The organism is Sphaerisporangium sp. NPDC049003, assembly GCF_043197795.1.
Classification (GTDB): Bacteria; Actinomycetota; Actinomycetes; order Streptosporangiales; family Streptosporangiaceae; genus Sphaerisporangium.
Genome location: NZ_JBICTU010000025.1, coordinates 141,626 through 157,316 on the forward strand (window position 1 = coordinate 141,626; position 15,691 = coordinate 157,316).

A 15,691-nucleotide genomic window follows, 5' to 3' on the forward strand; every position below is an offset into this window, starting at 1 on the left:
ACCTCGGCTGGGCCGGTAGGTTCTTGTGCGTGGCACGGCGATTCTCACGAGCGGTTCTGACGATTACGGGCATCGTCGTCGTGCTTGGCGTAGCGATATTTTTCGGGATTTATCAGCTGCTGAACAAGGCCAAGCCGCTCGCTCTGGGTGAGCACTGCGAGGTGAAGACCACCCTCGGCACGCTCGACCTGGAGATCGAGCAGGCGCAGGTCGCGGCCACGATCGCCGCCGTGGCCACGCGCCGCGGGCTGCCCGAACGGGCCGTCGAGATCGCGTACGTCACGGCCATCCAGGAGTCCAAACTGCTGAACCTCCCGTTCGGCGACCGCGACTCGGTGGGGGTGTTCCAGCAGCGCCCCTCGCAGGGCTGGGGCACCGTCGAGCAGCTCCAGGACCCGGTGTACGCGACACAGAAGTTCTTCTCGGCGCTGGTCAAGGTCAAGCGCTACCAGAAACTGCCGCTGCACGAGGCGGCCCAGGCCGTGCAGCGGTCCGCCGACGGCTCCGCGTACGCCCAGCACGAGGCGGACGCCAAGATCCTCGCGGGGGCGTTCACCGGGCGCGTCCCGAAGGCCGTCCACTGCTGGTACCCGCTCCCCGACAAGCCCGTGCCGACCCAGACCGCCAAGGCGCGCAAGGAGCTGAGCAGGGCCCTCGGGGACACCACCAGCGACGGCAACCAGATCAGCGCGGCGACGCAGCGCAGGGGCTGGCTGATCGCCGCCTGGTCGGTCGCCCACGCCCAGAAGTACGGCCTGCACCAGGTTCGCTACGCCGGCGTCGCGTGGAAGTCGGCGACCGGCCACGACGGCTGGCTGACCGACGCCAAGTCCTCAGCGGGCAAGGTCGAGATCGCCTGACGCTCCGCGCGGCCGGAGCAGCGGCTGGAGCATGCGCTCCGCGGGCCTGAAACTTGCCCTCCGCGCGTCTAGAGCATGCGCTCGACGTTGATCGAGCCGGGCGAGAGGGGCTGCGCGTAGGCGGCGGTCCAGGCCTGGCCCTGCACCCGGTCGAAGCTCAGCAGCCGCCCGTCGGCGGCGCGGTAGTCGGCGAAGTCGACCAGCCCCCGCTCGGGATAGCCGGTCGTGCCCTCGGAGCGGAAGGCGGCGGTCCCACGGTCGATCGGGAAGAACTCGACGTTCTCCATGATCAGCATGCTCTTCGCGGGCACCATGCCCTGGGTCGGGACCGGCGTCCACAGGTAGACCTCAAGGTGCGGCGGGTCGTCCGGAGTCGCCCCCTGGCGCTCCTCGACCGACAGCCACAGGTAGTGGCGCACCCCCTCTTCCAGGAGGTACTCGATCCACTGGTCGCCCTGCCACGACAGGTGCAGGGCGCCGAGGACGCGCGAGCGCGACCCCTGACGGTCGATGGTGTCCCCGACCTTGATCGTCCTCGGATCGAGGTAGTCGGGGTCCAGGACGACCGGGCGGGCCAGCGCCGGGTGCGACGAACTCGGCTCGGGTGCCGGCTCAGGGGGTCTGGGAGCCGGTCGAGCCGTCTTCTCGGGCCGTCGCGTGCCGAGAAAAGCTCCCAGCACCACGACGAAGATGGCTGCGCTCACTGCGAGCACGACCGCAACGGTCATGCCGCGGGATCCTACTGGAGGCGGAGCACCGCCGCATTGACCCGTTCGTCAGTTGCTGTCATGGCGATCCGGATATGTGATGAACCGGCGTGTCCGTAAAAGTCGCCCGGCGCAACCAAAATGCCGATTTCAGCAAGGGCTTGAACCTGCTCCCAGCAGTTACGGTCGTCGGTCGCCCACAAATAGAGGCCCGCGGTCGAGTGCTCGACACGCCACCCGGCCTTTTCGAGCGCCGGGCGCAGCAGGGCGCGTCGCGCGGCGTACAGATCGCGCTGCGCGTCGGCGTGCTCGTCGTCGTCGAGGACGGCGGTCATCGCGGCCTGGACGGGCGCGGGCACGATCATGCCGGCGTGCTTGCGCACCTCGAGCAGCCGCCCGACGAGCGCGGGATCGCCCGCGACGAACGCCGCGCGGTAGCCGGCGAGGTTGGACCTCTTGGACAGCGAGTGGACCGCGAGCAGGCCCTCGTGGGAGCCGCCGCAGACATCGGGATGCAGGATCGAGATCGGCCGCTCCTCCCAGCCCAGCTCGATGTAGCACTCGTCGGAGGCCACGACGGCGCCCCGCTCGCGCGCCCATGCGACGACCTTGCGCAGGTGCTCGGCGGGCAGCACGCGGCCGGTGGGGTTCGACGGGGAGTTCACCCAGACCAGCGGCACGCGCTCGGGGCCGAGACCCAGCAGGCCGTCGGTGGCGTACGGCGTCGCCCCGGCGATGCGGGCGCCGACGTCGTAGGTGGGGTACGCCAGGGCGGGGATCACCACGCGGTCGCCCGCGCCCACGCCGAGCAGGGTGGGCAGCCAGGCGACCAGCTCCTTGGAGCCGATGGTCGGCAGGACGCCGGCGGGGTCGACCGTGACGCCGTGGCGGCGGGCGAGCCAGCCCGCGGCGGCGCGGCGGAGCCGCTCGGTGCCGTAAGTGAGGGGGTACCCGGGGCTGTCGGCCGCGCCGGCGAGCGCCTCCTGCGCCACGGCGGGCACCGAGTCGACGGGGGTGCCGACCGACAGGTCGACGATGCCGCCAGGGTGCGCGAGCGCGCGCTCCTTGTAGGGCACCAGACGGTCCCACGGAAAGTCAGGCAGCCCGATCACCGAGAAACCCCCCAGAAGTCCAGCGCGATCATGGATGTCGGCGGCCGGTCATGTCACCGGCGGTACCGCGACCAGAGGCCACGGTACCCGGCGGCACCTCATGACCACGGGCAGGCCGAAGGTCAGTGCTCCTCTGCCTGCGGCGGAAGGGCCGCCACGATCGGGTGGTCCTTGGCGATCTTCCCGACCTTGGAAGCTCCGCCGGGCGAGCCCAGCTCGTCGAAGAACTCCACATTCGCCTTGTAGAAGTCCTTCCACTGGTCGGGCGTGTCGTCCTCATAGAAGATCGCCTCGACCGGGCAGACGGGCTCGCACGCGCCGCAGTCCACACACTCGTCTGGGTGGATGTAGAGCATGCGGTTGCCCTCGTAGATGCAATCGACGGGGCATTCTTCGATGCACGCCTTGTCCAGGACATCCACGCAAGGCTGCGCGATGACGTAGGTCACCTCGGGCTCCTTCTTCTCCGCGCCTTCGCACGACTCGACCGCGGGTTGCTAGACCTAGTATTGCCGTGCTGGCCACATGTCTGAAACGGGAGGGGGGGAAAGCGGATGACAACGCACTTTGGCGGAAGACTGCTCATCTCCGTTTCCCCATCAGATGTCGGCAGCAGGGTAACGGTGCGACGCAGGGAACCCGAGGGATTCCGCGACACGGTGGGCGTCCTCGAGTCCTGGCACGAGGGTCTGCTCAAGGTCCGCAAGCGCGACGGCACGCTGGTCGGCATCCCCGAGGAGAAGGTCGTCGCGGCGAAGGTCGTCCCCGAGCGCTGAGCCGGCCCCTTTGGCGTCGTAAGCCCTGAGCTGTACCCCAACGCTGCCCCAAGTGTCCGCGTGCCTCCTCGACGCGAGAGGGCGTGACGTTGAGTATTCGTCTCGTGACATCACGTGCCGCAGCCGCAGTAGCGCTCCTCGCCACAGCCGTGGCCGGGTGCTCGTCAGCGACCACCACCGACAAGAAGCTCCCTCCGGTCAACCCGAAGGCCGCCAGTCTCGCCGAAGGGTTCGGCTCGATGGAACGGCTGGTCGAGGCCGCGAGGAAAGAGGGCTCCCTGAACCTCACCGGGGTCCCCCGCGACTGGGTGAACTACGGTGCCATCATGGACCGCTTCACCGGCGAGTACGGGCTGCGGATCAACGTGGCGGAGCCCGGCGCGAGCAGCCAGCGCGAGATCGACCTGGCGAAGGCCGCGCCGCCCGCCCAGGCGCCGGACGTCTTCGACCTCGGCATGGACGTCGCCATCGCCAACGCGCAGAAGTTCTCCCCCTACAAGGTGGCCGCCTGGCAGGACATCCCCGACGGCGTCAAGGACCTCAAGGGGCACTGGTACGCCGGGTACGGCGGCTACATGTCGATCGGGTACGACCCGCGCAAGGTGAGCGCCCCGTCGCGCTTCTCCGACCTGCTCAGGCCCGGATACGCCGTGGCCCTGCCGGGCGATCCGCTGCAGACCGCGGCGGCGTTCAACGGCGTGATGGCGGCCTCGCTCCAGGCGGGCAAGCCGCAGGCCCAGCGGGGCCTCGAATTCTTCACCAAGCTCAAGAAGTCGGGCGCCTTCAGCCTGCCCTCCCGGGCCAACACCCTCGTCGACTGGGACTACGTGAACGCCGCCAAGGCCGCCCAGACCGCCGGAGACGACAAGCCCGCCTGGAAGGTCGTGATCCCGGCGAACGCGGCGCTCGCGTCGTACTACGTCCAGGCGATCAACAAGAAGGCGCCGCATCCCGCCGCGGCCCGGCTCTGGCAGGAGTTCCTCTACAGCGACGAGGTCCAGAACCTCTTCCTCAAGGGATTCGCCCGCCCGGCGCGCATGGAGGCGCTGGACATGAAGGGCAAGCTCGACAAGCAGGCCGCGGCCAAGCTGCCCGCCGTGTCCGGCACCCCGGTCGTGCTCACGATCCCCCAGGCCGACGAGGCCAAGACCTACCTGAAGGACAACTGGGCCAAGTCCATGAGCTGACCCTGGTGATCCGTCCCCCATCCCCGGATCGACGCGGCCGGTGAGGGGGAAGCACCCGGACAGATGTGTCGCAAGGGCATCTTGGCTCTAAAGTGTCTGTACTTACGGACACGGGAAGCGATGTCTGAGAATGCGAGCTGATGGCCTTGCGATACGACACGCCGAGCTTGATGCGGTGGAACGCACGCGCCTATGACAGCTCGTTCGGCTACGTCTCGGCGCACGGAGCGCCGCTGATCGAGCTGCTGGACCCCCAGCCCGGCGAGCGCATCCTCGACCTGGGCTGCGGCACCGGCGTGCTCACCGCCGACATCGCCGCCAGGGGCACCACCGTGCTCGGCATGGACGGCTCCGCCGCGATGATCGAGGTCGCGGTCGCCCACCACCCGGGCCTGGACTTCATGGTCGGCGACGGCGCCAACTTCGGCGTCGGCCGGCCGTACGACGCGGTCTTCTCCAACGCCGCGCTGCACTGGATGGGCCGCGACCCCGACGCGGTGATCCGGTGCGTGCGCACGGCGCTGACCCCCGGAGGCCGGTTCGTGGCGGAGCTGGGCGGCGCCGGCAACTGCGCGGCGCTCACCTCCGCGATGCTCACGGCCTGGCGGGAGTACGGACTGCCCGAACCCGAGCTGCCGTGGTACTTCCCCAGCCCGGCCGAGTACGCCGTCCGCCTGGAGAAGGGCGGGTTCACCGTACGGCTGCTCGAATACTTCGACCGCCCGACGCCGCTCGACGAGTGCCCCAACGGCGCCGCCGACTGGGTACGGATGTTCGCCGGATCCCTGCTCGACGGAGTGCCGCCCGCAACGGTGGAGCCGCTGCTGAGAAGGGTCAACGAGCTGGCGGCTCCCGCCCTGCGCCGCGAATCGGGCTGGGTGGCCGACTACGTGAGGCTGCGATTCGCCGCTGTGCGAGCCTAACCGCCGCCTACGATCGAGCGATTTGCCAGACTATGGTCTGGTCAACGGAATCACCGGAGAGGAAACGGGATGAACTTCTGCCTGAGTGATCTCGTGCCTCCGCTTCGGTGGAGTGACGCGACAGGGTTCTCGCAGCTACGCGAGGTGCCGAGCCTGCCGGACGCCTGGTGGCGGGCCGTGCCCCTCAGCAGGGTCTTCGCCGTGCTCGGCCCCGAGGCCCTGGGCGAGCTCCTCACGGAGCTGGCGATGGAGCACTGGCCGGCCGCCGCCGTGGGCGACATCCTGCCCGCCCTGCACGTCATGGACCCCGAGGAGGCCGACGAGCCGCAGGTCTCCATCGCGCTCGACCGAGTGGGCTCGTGGTTCGGCCTGCTGTCGCTGACCGGCCGCGAGCTGACCGACCAGCCGTTCATCCGTGCCAGGCCGGTCCTGACCGCCCTGTTCACCGCGGTCTTCGTACGGCTGACGCCCACCGGCGAGCAGAGTCAGGACGACCAGGCGGCCCGGACGTCCCCGCCGGCCGAGAAGCCCGGGGAGACCCCCTCAACGCCCGCGGAGACACCCGCGGAGACGCCCGTCCCCGCCTCCGAGACGCCCGTACCGGCCTCGGAGACGCCCACCCCGGTCTCCCAACCCGCGCCGCCCTCGGAAGCGCTCGTGGCCGTCTCCGCGCCCGCCTCCGCGCCCCCGCGGGCCGAACCGCTTCCCGTACGGACCGCGCCCCCGCTGCCGAAGAGGCAGAAGGCGTCGATCGACCGCGTCGACCCCCTAGGGCTCGCCGCGGCCCGCATGGCGGAGGCCGCCCTGGAGCAGCACGCCTCCAGGGAGTTCCCCGGCGACGGCCCCCGGGACTCCGCGCCGTCCCGTCCCTCGATGTTCACCCCGCCCCCGCGCGCCGAACGGCCCTTCGCCGCCCCGAGCGCACCCGCGTACGCCCCCGACGTCCCCTCGTACGCCCCTGACGGCCCCTCGTACGCCCCCGACGTCCCCTCCTTCGGCACGGACGGTCCCGGGTTCGGCGGGGACGAGCCGGGGTTCACCCCCACGCCCCGGCCTTTCGTGCCCGAGCCCGAGCCGTTCGACGCCGAGCCCGCCCCGTTCGCGCAGAACGACCCGTTCGGCCCGGACTCCGGGCCCTTCGGCCCCGCCGGTGCCCCCCTCGACCCCGACCCCTTCGGCGCCAAGCCCCCCTCGGCCGCGGACGCCCCGGAAGGCTCCGGGGAAGACGACGGAGCCCCCGGAGGCCCCGAGGACACCCAGGATCGCGACATCCCGGGCGAGGGCGAACCGCCGCGCGAGGCGGAAGGTCCGGCCGCGCCCGAGGGCAGCGGGACCCCGACGGGCACGAACACCGACGAGCTGGGCACCGGGCGCACCGAGAGGGACATCCCCGCGATCATCGACGCGGCGTTCGCCGACCTGGACGACAAGACCTGGGCGGTGGCCCAGAACCACGTCTTCGCCGACTCCCCCGCCGCCCCCGAGGAACTGGCCAAGCTGTTCGCCGTCACCCCCGAGGACATCGTGGCCCTGGAGGGCGAGCTCCGCGGCAGGCTGGCCGACTGGCTCGACAGCGCGGACGCCGCGCCGTACACCCAGCACCTGGAGAAGCTCCCCGGCACGCTCGGCGTGGCCGCGCCCAAGTCGCGCCTGATGACCGCCGCCGACTGGCACACCAGGGAACTACGCTCGCTCGACGTCCCTGCCTGGCAGTTCGTGCTGGCCACCCTGCCCGGTTACACGGTCCAGGACGACTGGCTGGTGTCGGGCGACATCGCGGAGCTACGCGAGCAGACCTGCGCCCTGATCCTCAACGCCGACCGCCCGCCGACGGTGGCCCGCGCCCTCGAACTGGTGTCGACCCTGGGCATCCACCCCGAGGTGGCCAAGGAGTGGCTGGAGAACGTCCCGCAGCTGCGCATCCAGAGCACCAAGAAGCCCGGCAAGGCCGAAGAGGAGAGACCGGGCGACCCCGAGGGGCGCCACTCGGTCCCGACCGGCCAGCTCAAGGACGTGTCGATGACCCGAAGGTGCTTCCGGCACCCGGACGGCCTCTGGTGGCTGCGGGTCGACGTCGCGCCCGAGCAGCTCACCGGTGGTGAGTGCCCGCTGCCGAGCGGGTTCGCCGCCTACCTCGGGCTCTCCCCCGGCGAAAGCCACACGGTGACGAGCGCCGCCGGAGAGGTGACGCTGAGCTGGCAGGCCCGTCCGGTCATCGAGTCGCTGGGACAGCTTCTCCACGACATGGGCGCGCAGCCCGGAGCCCACCTGTTCCTCACCGTCGCCGAGGAGGACAAGGTCCTGCGGACCAGGCTGGTGCCCCCCTCGACCGGCGACCTCGAAAAGGGCGAGGTGGCGCTGCGGCTGGCCGGCCACACCACCAACGGCGGCCCCGAGTCGCTCGAAGAGACCATCCGGGTGCTCGCGACCCGCATCGGCATGACCGGGCCAGTGGGACTGCCCGACCTGATGAACCGGCTCCGAGAACGCGGGGACCGCGACCTGCTGTCCCTGATGGTCTGACGGGAGCCGCAGTGCCCCGGCTCGCGATCGCCCCCGAGGTCCCCCAGGACCTCGACGCGCTTCCCCGGCCCGTACGCCGGGACGCCGTGATCTCCCTGCGCCGGTTCCTGCAGAACACCACGTCCGCTCCTCACCCCGAGCGGGTGCGCAACACCAGGGACCCGCGCGTCGCGACGCTGCGGCTCGCCGACCGCCACCGCGGGGTGGTGGTGCGGCAGCGCGACGTGTACTGGATGCTCACCGTGCTGCCGGACGCCGAGGCCTGGTCGTACGCCCAGCGGCACCGCTTCGCCGTCAACGCGGCCATCGGGGTCGCCGAGATCTGGAACGCCGAGGCCCTCGAACGGGTCGAGCCCGCGCTGCGCCGCTCCGCCGCCTCGACCGAGTGGCGGCTGTTCGCGCACGTCCGCGACAGCGAACTGCTCGGGCTCGGCATCGACACCGAGGTGCTCCCCCTGGTGCGGCTGATCACCACGGCCGCCAACCTCGACGCGCTCGAACCGCTGCTCCCCGAGAGCCAGTTCGCCCCGCTGGCGGTGCTGGGCGAGGGCGGCTCCGTCGCCGAGGCGTGGCGGGCGCTGGACACGCGCGTGGCCGTGCCGGCGACGGCCGTGGACGTCACCGACCTCACCGCCGCCCTCGAACGCACGCCCGACCGGGCCGCCTTCGTCCCCGACCCGAGCGTGCTCGACCGGGTGCTCACCACCCCGCACTGGTGCACGTTCCTCTACCCGACCCAGCACCGCCTGGCCCACCAGGACAGCTACGGCGTGCCGGTGCTCGTCACCGGCGGCGCGGGGACCGGCAAGACCCTGGTGGCGCTCCACCGCGCCGCCCACCTCGCACGCGCGGGCGCGGGCCGGGTCCTGCTCGTGACGTTCTCCCAGGGCGTGGCCGCCGACGTGGCCGCGAAGCTCGACCTGCTGGTGGACGACGAGGAGATCCGCGAGCGCGTCGAGGTCGGCAACGTGGAGCGCCTCGCCCACCGAATCGTCGCCGAGGCCGAGGGACGGCCTCCGCTGCTGGTGGGCGCGCCCGACCTCGCCACGCTGTGGCAGGAGGCCTCGGAGGTCTCGGGAGACCTGCACAGCCCGGCGTTCCTGCTGCGCGAGTGGGAACAGGTGATCCTCGCGCAGAACCTCTGCACCGTGCAGGAATACCTGGCCGCGCGACGTCCCGGCCGCAGCGTGGAGCTCGAAGTCGAGGAGCGCACCGCGGTCTGGAAGGCCATCGAGCACGTCACTGGACGGCTGCGCGCCTCCGGCCGGCGCACGCTGCTCCAGCTCGCCTCCGAGGCCTCCACGCTGCTCGGCCGTACCACGGGCGACCTGCTCGGCGACGACGCGCCGGGGCTCGAACCGTACCGGCACATCGTGGTGGACGAGGCGCAGGACCTGCACCCGGCGCAGTGGCGGCTCCTGCGCGCCGCCGTGCCGCCCGCCCCGAACGACCTGTTCATCGTCGGCGACCCCCACCAGCGGGTCTTCGACACCCGGGTGGCGCTCAGCGCGCTCGGAATCAAGGCCGAGAGCCACCGCCTCACCGTCTCCCACCGCCTGCCGCAGGAGATCCTCTCGTGGGGCGTACGGCTGCGCGGCGGGGGCCCGGCCGACGGCCTGGTCGACGGCATCATCGAACTGGTGGGCTTCCGCGCGACGCATCCGGGCACCCGCCCGCTCGTACGGGAGTACACCTCCCACGAGGCGGAGCTGGCCGGCCTGGTCACCGTCGTCCAGGAATGGATCCACGACGGGGTGCCACCCGAGGAGATCGCCGTCGCGACCCGCCACGGCGACCTGGTCAAGGACGCCAAGGCGGCGCTCGCGAACGCCGAGGCGCCGGTGCGGGTCACCACGCTCCACGGCCTGAAGGGCCTGGAGTTCCGCCGGGTCGCCCTCATCGGGGTGGCCGACGGCATCGTGCCCTCGGCCGACGCGCTCACCCCGGCCGCCGAGGATCCGACGGCGCGCGCCCACGACCTGCAGCGGGAACGGGGGCTGCTCTACATGGCCTGTACACGGGCCGCCGAGCGGCTTTACGTGTCCTACTCCGGCCGGGCAAGTCCCTTTCTGCCCCCATGACCCAATAACCTGAACTGCGGATAAGACCGAGTCTCATCCCGACCCAAGCCCCATGCCGGTTGGACCCCCATGAATTTGAGCCTTAGCGACATCGTGCCTCCCCTGCGCTGGACAGCGCCCAGCCAGGTCGAGCCGATCGCGAGCGACACCCGTCTCCCGGACGCGTGGTGGCAGGCACTCCCCCTGGACCGCGCCTGCCTGATCGTCGGAACCGCTCAGGTGGCGGCGCGACTGGCCGACCTCTCCATGGCCTGCTGGGGGCACCTACCACTCGGCGACATCCTGCCCCTGATCCGGCTGACCGACCCCGAGCAGAGCCTGCGCGTCCCGGAGACCCGGGAGGCCGTCCACGCGCTGTTCACGAGCGTCCTGTCGCGGCTGCTGGCCTCCGAGGCCCAGCCCGGCCGCGAGGCGGCGTCCGTGCCCGCCCAGCCGGCCAAGCCCGACCGGCCGATCCCCGAGCTGATCGACGAGATCTTCGCCGCGCTCGACGACCGGCAGCGGGCCATCGCCAAGGACCGGGTCTACGCCGAGCGCCGGGTGACGCTCGACGAGCTGGCGCAGCGGTTCTCTGTGACCCGCGAGCGCATCCGGCAGATCGAGCGCGACCTTCGCGACCACGTCCAGGCCCGGCTCGCGGCCCCCGAGGCCACCCCGCTGGCCGCCCACCTCGCCTGGCTGCGGGGACGGCTGGGCTCGGCCGTGCCCGCGGACGACCTCGCCGCCGCGGTGCCCTGGCACCGCGCGGAGCTGGCGACGCTGGGCGTGCCGACGTGGCGGTTCGTCCGCACCCTGCTCACCGGGTACGACCAGGTCGACGGCTGGCTGGTGGCCGGGGGCGCCGACGAGCTGAAGGAGAAGACCCGTCAGCTGTTCACCGACGGGCCGGTGAAGCTGCCCGAGGCGGTCACGATGGTCGCCCAGCTCGGGGTGCGCGAGGACGTCGCCGAGCGCTGGCTCGCCTCCGTCCCGCACCTGCGCATCCTTGAGGGGCACGTCGTCCCGTGGCCGCGCAGCGTCAACGAGAAGGCCGAGGCCGTGCTGGCCGTCGCCGAGGGGCCGCTGAGCCCCGAGGAGATCCAGACCCGCATCGGCGAGGACTACAGCCTCGTCGGCATCCGCAACCAGCTCACCGCCGACGAGCGCTTCCTGCGGGTCGACAGGAACCGGTACGGGCTGTCGCGCTGGGGCGGCGAGGAGTACATCGGTATCCGGGAGATGATCGTCCGCGAGATCGAGAGGGCGGGCGGCGAGGCCTCGGTGAACACCGTCGTCGCGAACCTGACCACGCGCTATGAGGTCAGCGAGAGCTCGGTGCGCGCGTACGCGGGCGGGCCGGGGTTCGAGCGCACCCAGCGCGGATGGATCCGCGTCGCCGCGCCCGAGCAGGCCGAGCCGTACCAACCGCGCCGCGACGTGTCGATGACCCGCAGGTCCTTCCGCAGCAGGGACGGGCGCTGGTGGCACCGTGTCGACGTCAACGCCGAGCACCTGAGGGGCTCGGGGTCGCCGCTCCCCACGGGCTTCGCCGCCCACCTGGGGATGGCCCCCGGCGGGCAGCTGACCACCTCCACCCCGTCCGGCGACGTCGTGATCAGCTGGCACAACCAGCCGACGATGGGCTCGATAAGGCCCGTCCTGGCCGACTACAACGCCGGCGAGGGCGACTCGATCTTCATGACGGTGTCGGACGGCGGCGAGCTGCTGACCCGCTACCTGCCGCAGGCCGCACAGGGGCTGCCGCCGGTCAACATGGCGCTGCACCTGATCGGGTACACCGCCCCTGTGGCCTCGGAGGCGGAGGCCCTGCGGCTCATCGGGGCCCGCATCGGCCTGGCGGACGGCGCCTCGCGCGAGGAGGTCCTGACCCGCCTGCGCGAGCGCGGCGACCGCGACATCCTGGCCTTCCTCGACCCCGAGGCGGCGTGACCCCGGCGCCGGTCGCGAGTGATCCCCGTGGCCCTGACGGGCCGTGATCCCATGGCCTAAGCTCGGTTTCATGTTGCGGCTGTATGACACCAGGTCCAGGCAGCTCGAAGAGATCGTCCCCGCGAACGCGCGCGTCCTGCGCATGTACACCTGCGGGCCGACCGTCTACCGGTACGCCCACGTGGGCAACCTCAGGTCGTACCTGCTGTCCGACCTGATCCGCCGGGTGCTGGAGCAGAGCCGGGTGCGGTCGGTGGTCTGCCAGAACATCACCGACGTGGGTCACCTGGTCGACGACGAGGAGATCGACGCCTCGGGCGAGGACAAGGTCCTCCAGCAGGCCCGCCGCGAGGGGCGCTCGGCCATGGAGATCGCCCGGTTCTACGAGGACGCCTTCCGCCGCGACACCTCGGCGCTCAACATGCGCACCCCCGAGCACACCCCACGTGCCACCGAGACGATCGACCTGATGATCGAGCTGATCGCCAAGCTCATCGAGAAGGGTCACGCCTACGCCGTGGACGACGGCTCGGTCTTCTTCGATGCCCAGAGTTTCCCAACTTACGGTGAAATTTCGGGAAATCGGCTCGACGCGCTGAAGCCCGGCCACCGGGTCGAGGGCGTGGACCCTCGCAAGCGCTTCCACGCCGACTGGGCGCTGTGGAAGGGCTCCGACCGCGACATGACCTGGGAGACGCCCTGGGGCAGGGGGTTCCCCGGCTGGCACATCGAGTGCTCGGCCATGTCCCTGCGCTTCCTCGGCGAGCACATCGACATCCACACCGGCGGCAAGGACCTGCGCTTCCCCCACCACGAGGACGAGCGCGCCCAGTCGAACGCCTCGGTCGGGCACGACGTCGTCAAACACTGGGTCCACGGCGAGCACGTGCTGTTCGACGGCCGCAAGATGGCCAAGTCCACCGGCAACGTCGTGCTCCTGTCCGACGTCGTGGCCGCCGGGCTCGACCCCCTGGCCGTGCGGCTCGCGCTCCTGGAACACCGCTACCGCCAGCAGATGAACCTCACCTGGGACACCCTCCACGCGGCCGACCGCACCCTGCGCCGCTGGCGCCAGCGCGTCGCCGAGTGGGCCGAGTCCCCGAGCCGGCCGATCGCCGCCGCGTACGCCGACCGCGCCCAGGCCGCCTTCGACGACGATCTGGACACCCCCGCGGCCCTGCGCGTCGTGCGCGAGCTGGAGCGTGACGAGACGGTGGACCCCGGCTCCCGCCTTGAGACGTTCCTGCACCTCGACCAGGTGCTGGGCCTGGACCTCTCCATCGACATCGGCAAGCCTCCCGTCGTCGCGGTCCTCCCGCCCGGCGCGGCCGAGCTGCTGGAGGCCCGCGCGAAGGCCCGCGAGACCAGAGACTGGCCCGCCTCCGACCGCCTCCGCGACGAGCTGGCCGCGCTGGGCGTCAAGGTCACCGACACCGCACAGGGACAGACCTGGTCCTGACCCGGGCCACCACCGCATGGCTCATCCCCGTGGGGACATCATAAGGAATGGATCGGCCTCGATGATTCGGAGTGGCCATCCGTTCAGATGCCGTACCCGTTCAGATGCCGTACCCGTTCAAATGCCGTACCCGGAAATACCCTCCTGGACGAGTCACCTCGGAGGCCGGCCAGACGATTCAACGAGAAATGGGGCCGGTGGGTGAACACCGGCCCCACGGTTCTCACCTGTCCGGCTCAGCCGAGGACGATCGCGATTCCTGGGAACGCGTCGGTCGCGTTGCTCCATGGGGAGTAGTACATCCGCCAGGCGCACGTCCGGCCGCTGGTGACGTAGCCGGTACACGTTACGGCGGTGCCGCCGTCGATGGCGGTGTTGACACCCGCCGCGAAGACCTGGGCGGTGTTCGCGGGGTTGACGACCTCGACCGAGCCGCCGCTGTCACCTTGCCCGACGGCGTTGGTGTGCGCGGACTGCTCCGCCCGTACCGTTCCGGTGATCAGGTAGCCGACGTTGATGGTGACGCCGACCTGCTGGACCTGGATGCTGCAGTTGGTCCCCGAGTAGGCGCCGGAGGTGCACACCCACAGGCCGACATAGGAGCTGGAGGTGCCGACCACCGGGTTGGCGAACTCGGGAGAGGTGGAGCCGACGTTGTTGTTGAAGACATAGCCCTGCGAGGCGGCCTGGATCAGCAGCACGTCGCGGGTGTTGTCGTCCTGCGTGATGCCTCCGATGACTTCACCGGTCGGATCGGTGGCCGTGTTGCCGATCGCTCCGCAGTGCCCGGCGGACAGCACCCTGTTCACCCCGCCGTAGGTGACGGCGAAGCCCGTCGAGCAGCCGCCGCCGGGGCTGTTCCACGCGCCGCCACCCCACCACGGCGGGGAGTCGTTCCACCGGGTCGTCAGAATGGGGCGGACGCCGGCCTCCACGGTGACCGGTACCGCCGAATCGGTGATCCCTGAACGAGTCGCGTTGAGGTCGGCGCCCGTGACGGCCAGGCCCGAGCCGTCGGGCTTCGCGGCGATCGAAGTGATCACATCGCTGGACCTGCGGATGAGGCGAGCCATCTCCCGCTCCAGCTCACGTGCCGAGTACTGCGCAGGAAGGAGACTGATCGGGACGTCACGGCGCAGTTCGCCGACCAGCCCGGCGATCCGCTTGGGGGTGCCGCCCTTCCAGTAGACGCGAAGTTCGTGGTTCTCCGGGGCGGCGATGACGCCGGCGTAGCCGCTGCCGCCCTGTTCCTTGGCGGCCGCGGTGATGCGGTCGGCGGCTTTGACGAGTTTCTCCTGGGTGGCCAGAAGCTCTTTCCAGGACGCGAAGCCACCCGGGACCTTCCCGGGCTGCTCGATGGCCTGTGTGCGGGGGTTCTTGACCGGATCCGGCGCGGTGGCGGCCTGAGCGCTGCCCATCCCGACGGTGACCAGGGTGATTCCCAGTGCTACCGCGAGGCTACGGGTGAGTTTTGGGGCTTTTTTGGCGCTGGGGGGCGTTTTCACCAGGGTGCTCCTCTGTGCTCACTTTGCGGTGATGCACCCCGGTATTTCATGTATGTGATAGGCCATCAATGTCTTGACTGTCATTCAAACTATTGGTAATGACGGTAGTTGACAGACAGATATCAGGATTGTGGTTTCGCGCCTAATCGGGGGTTACCCGGAATTCCCGTCCGCCACCTGCGGATTGATTTGACGGTCCGGAATCACGGCAAACGGACGTCACCCGATCTACTGTCCGCTTTCGGACACGCGGAGAGAGCGGCCGACCATTTCACGGAAGGGATCATGGCGTGCGCTTCCGCGCACGCCGAAAAGACCCGTCGTCGTCCAGCGGACTCCGCCTGTTCAGCCGGTGAGTGTGCGGGTCTCGCCCACGGCGAGGTCCCAGAGGTCCGCGCGGTCGCGGCCGGAGGCGATCCAGGCCGCGCGGGTCTCCTGCACGGGGGCCATCAGCGGCTCGCCCGAGAGCACGAACGTCCCCCAGTGCATGGTCGCCATCCGCCGTGGGGGGGGGGGGGGGGCCCCCCCCCCCCCCCCCGGGGGCGGCCCCGCGGGGGGGGCCCCCCCCCCCCCCCCCCCCCCCCACCCCCCCCCCCCCCCCCCCCACCCACCCCCCCACCCCCCCCCCC

Annotated in this window: 13 protein-coding genes; 8 read left to right on the forward strand and 5 right to left on the reverse strand. The window is 71.0% G+C overall.

What is annotated here, in order from left to right; genetic code table 11:
• The first annotated feature begins 80 nt into the window (after nucleotides 1-80).
• Nucleotides 81-860, forward strand: a complete 780-nt coding sequence (locus tag ACGFIV_RS26640; protein WP_358550399.1) for a hypothetical protein — start codon at nucleotides 81-83, stop codon at nucleotides 858-860.
• 68 nt (nucleotides 861-928) lie between these two features.
• Here the strand turns inward: ACGFIV_RS26640 and ACGFIV_RS26645 are convergent, their stop codons facing one another.
• From ACGFIV_RS26645 to fdxA, 3 genes are all read right to left on the reverse strand, one after another.
• Nucleotides 929-1,588 carry a DUF4178 domain-containing protein gene (locus ACGFIV_RS26645; RefSeq protein ID WP_358550401.1) on the reverse strand — a complete coding sequence of 220 codons (660 nt, stop codon included), beginning with the start codon at nucleotides 1,586-1,588 and terminating at the stop codon, nucleotides 929-931.
• Nucleotides 1,589-1,599: 11 nt separating this feature from the next.
• The gene (dapC, locus tag ACGFIV_RS26650) at nucleotides 1,600-2,679 is read right to left on the reverse strand and encodes a succinyldiaminopimelate transaminase (RefSeq protein ID WP_358550403.1); all 1,080 of its coding nucleotides are present in this window, start codon (nucleotides 2,677-2,679) and stop codon (nucleotides 1,600-1,602) included.
• 122 nt (nucleotides 2,680-2,801) lie between these two features.
• Nucleotides 2,802-3,128 (reverse strand): ferredoxin, encoded by a 327-nt coding sequence (fdxA, locus tag ACGFIV_RS26655; RefSeq protein ID WP_358550405.1) that lies wholly within the window; start codon nucleotides 3,126-3,128, stop codon nucleotides 2,802-2,804.
• A 174-nt stretch (nucleotides 3,129-3,302) separates the two neighbouring features.
• On the opposite strand from fdxA, the gene ACGFIV_RS26660 reads away from it, so the two are divergent.
• From ACGFIV_RS26660 to cysS, 7 genes are all read left to right on the forward strand, one after another.
• Complete coding sequence (locus ACGFIV_RS26660) at nucleotides 3,303-3,455, forward strand: hypothetical protein (protein ID WP_358550407.1); 153 nt, start codon at nucleotides 3,303-3,305, stop codon at nucleotides 3,453-3,455.
• Between the two features lie 104 nt (nucleotides 3,456-3,559).
• A complete protein-coding gene (locus tag ACGFIV_RS26665) occupies nucleotides 3,560-4,642 on the forward strand; it encodes an ABC transporter substrate-binding protein (RefSeq protein ID WP_358550409.1) in 1,083 nt (360 codons plus the stop codon).
• 140 nt (nucleotides 4,643-4,782) lie between these two features.
• Nucleotides 4,783-5,565: a class I SAM-dependent methyltransferase gene (locus ACGFIV_RS26670; RefSeq protein WP_358550411.1), complete on the forward strand. Its 783-nt coding sequence runs from the start codon at nucleotides 4,783-4,785 to the stop codon at nucleotides 5,563-5,565.
• 69 nt (nucleotides 5,566-5,634) lie between these two features.
• The gene (locus ACGFIV_RS26675; protein WP_392838055.1) at nucleotides 5,635-8,088 is read left to right on the forward strand and encodes a hypothetical protein; all 2,454 of its coding nucleotides are present in this window, start codon (nucleotides 5,635-5,637) and stop codon (nucleotides 8,086-8,088) included.
• An 11-nt stretch (nucleotides 8,089-8,099) separates the two neighbouring features.
• Nucleotides 8,100-10,169, forward strand: coding sequence for a UvrD-helicase domain-containing protein (locus tag ACGFIV_RS26680; RefSeq protein ID WP_358550415.1), 2,070 nt, complete (start codon nucleotides 8,100-8,102; stop codon nucleotides 10,167-10,169).
• A gap of 69 nt (nucleotides 10,170-10,238) precedes the next feature.
• Complete coding sequence (locus ACGFIV_RS26685; RefSeq protein ID WP_392838056.1) at nucleotides 10,239-12,098, forward strand: sigma factor-like helix-turn-helix DNA-binding protein; 1,860 nt, start codon at nucleotides 10,239-10,241, stop codon at nucleotides 12,096-12,098.
• 70 nt (nucleotides 12,099-12,168) lie between these two features.
• On the forward strand, nucleotides 12,169-13,557 hold the full coding sequence (gene cysS / locus ACGFIV_RS26690; protein ID WP_358561549.1) for a cysteine--tRNA ligase: 1,389 nt from the start codon (nucleotides 12,169-12,171) through the stop codon (nucleotides 13,555-13,557).
• A 236-nt stretch (nucleotides 13,558-13,793) separates the two neighbouring features.
• Here the strand turns inward: cysS and ACGFIV_RS26695 are convergent, their stop codons facing one another.
• A complete protein-coding gene (locus tag ACGFIV_RS26695) occupies nucleotides 13,794-15,062 on the reverse strand; it encodes a hypothetical protein (protein WP_392838057.1) in 1,269 nt (422 codons plus the stop codon).
• Nucleotides 15,063-15,407: 345 nt separating this feature from the next.
• The gene (locus ACGFIV_RS26700; protein WP_392838058.1) at nucleotides 15,408-15,551 is read right to left on the reverse strand and encodes a hypothetical protein; all 144 of its coding nucleotides are present in this window, start codon (nucleotides 15,549-15,551) and stop codon (nucleotides 15,408-15,410) included.
• Between the last annotated feature and the right edge of the window lie 140 nt (nucleotides 15,552-15,691).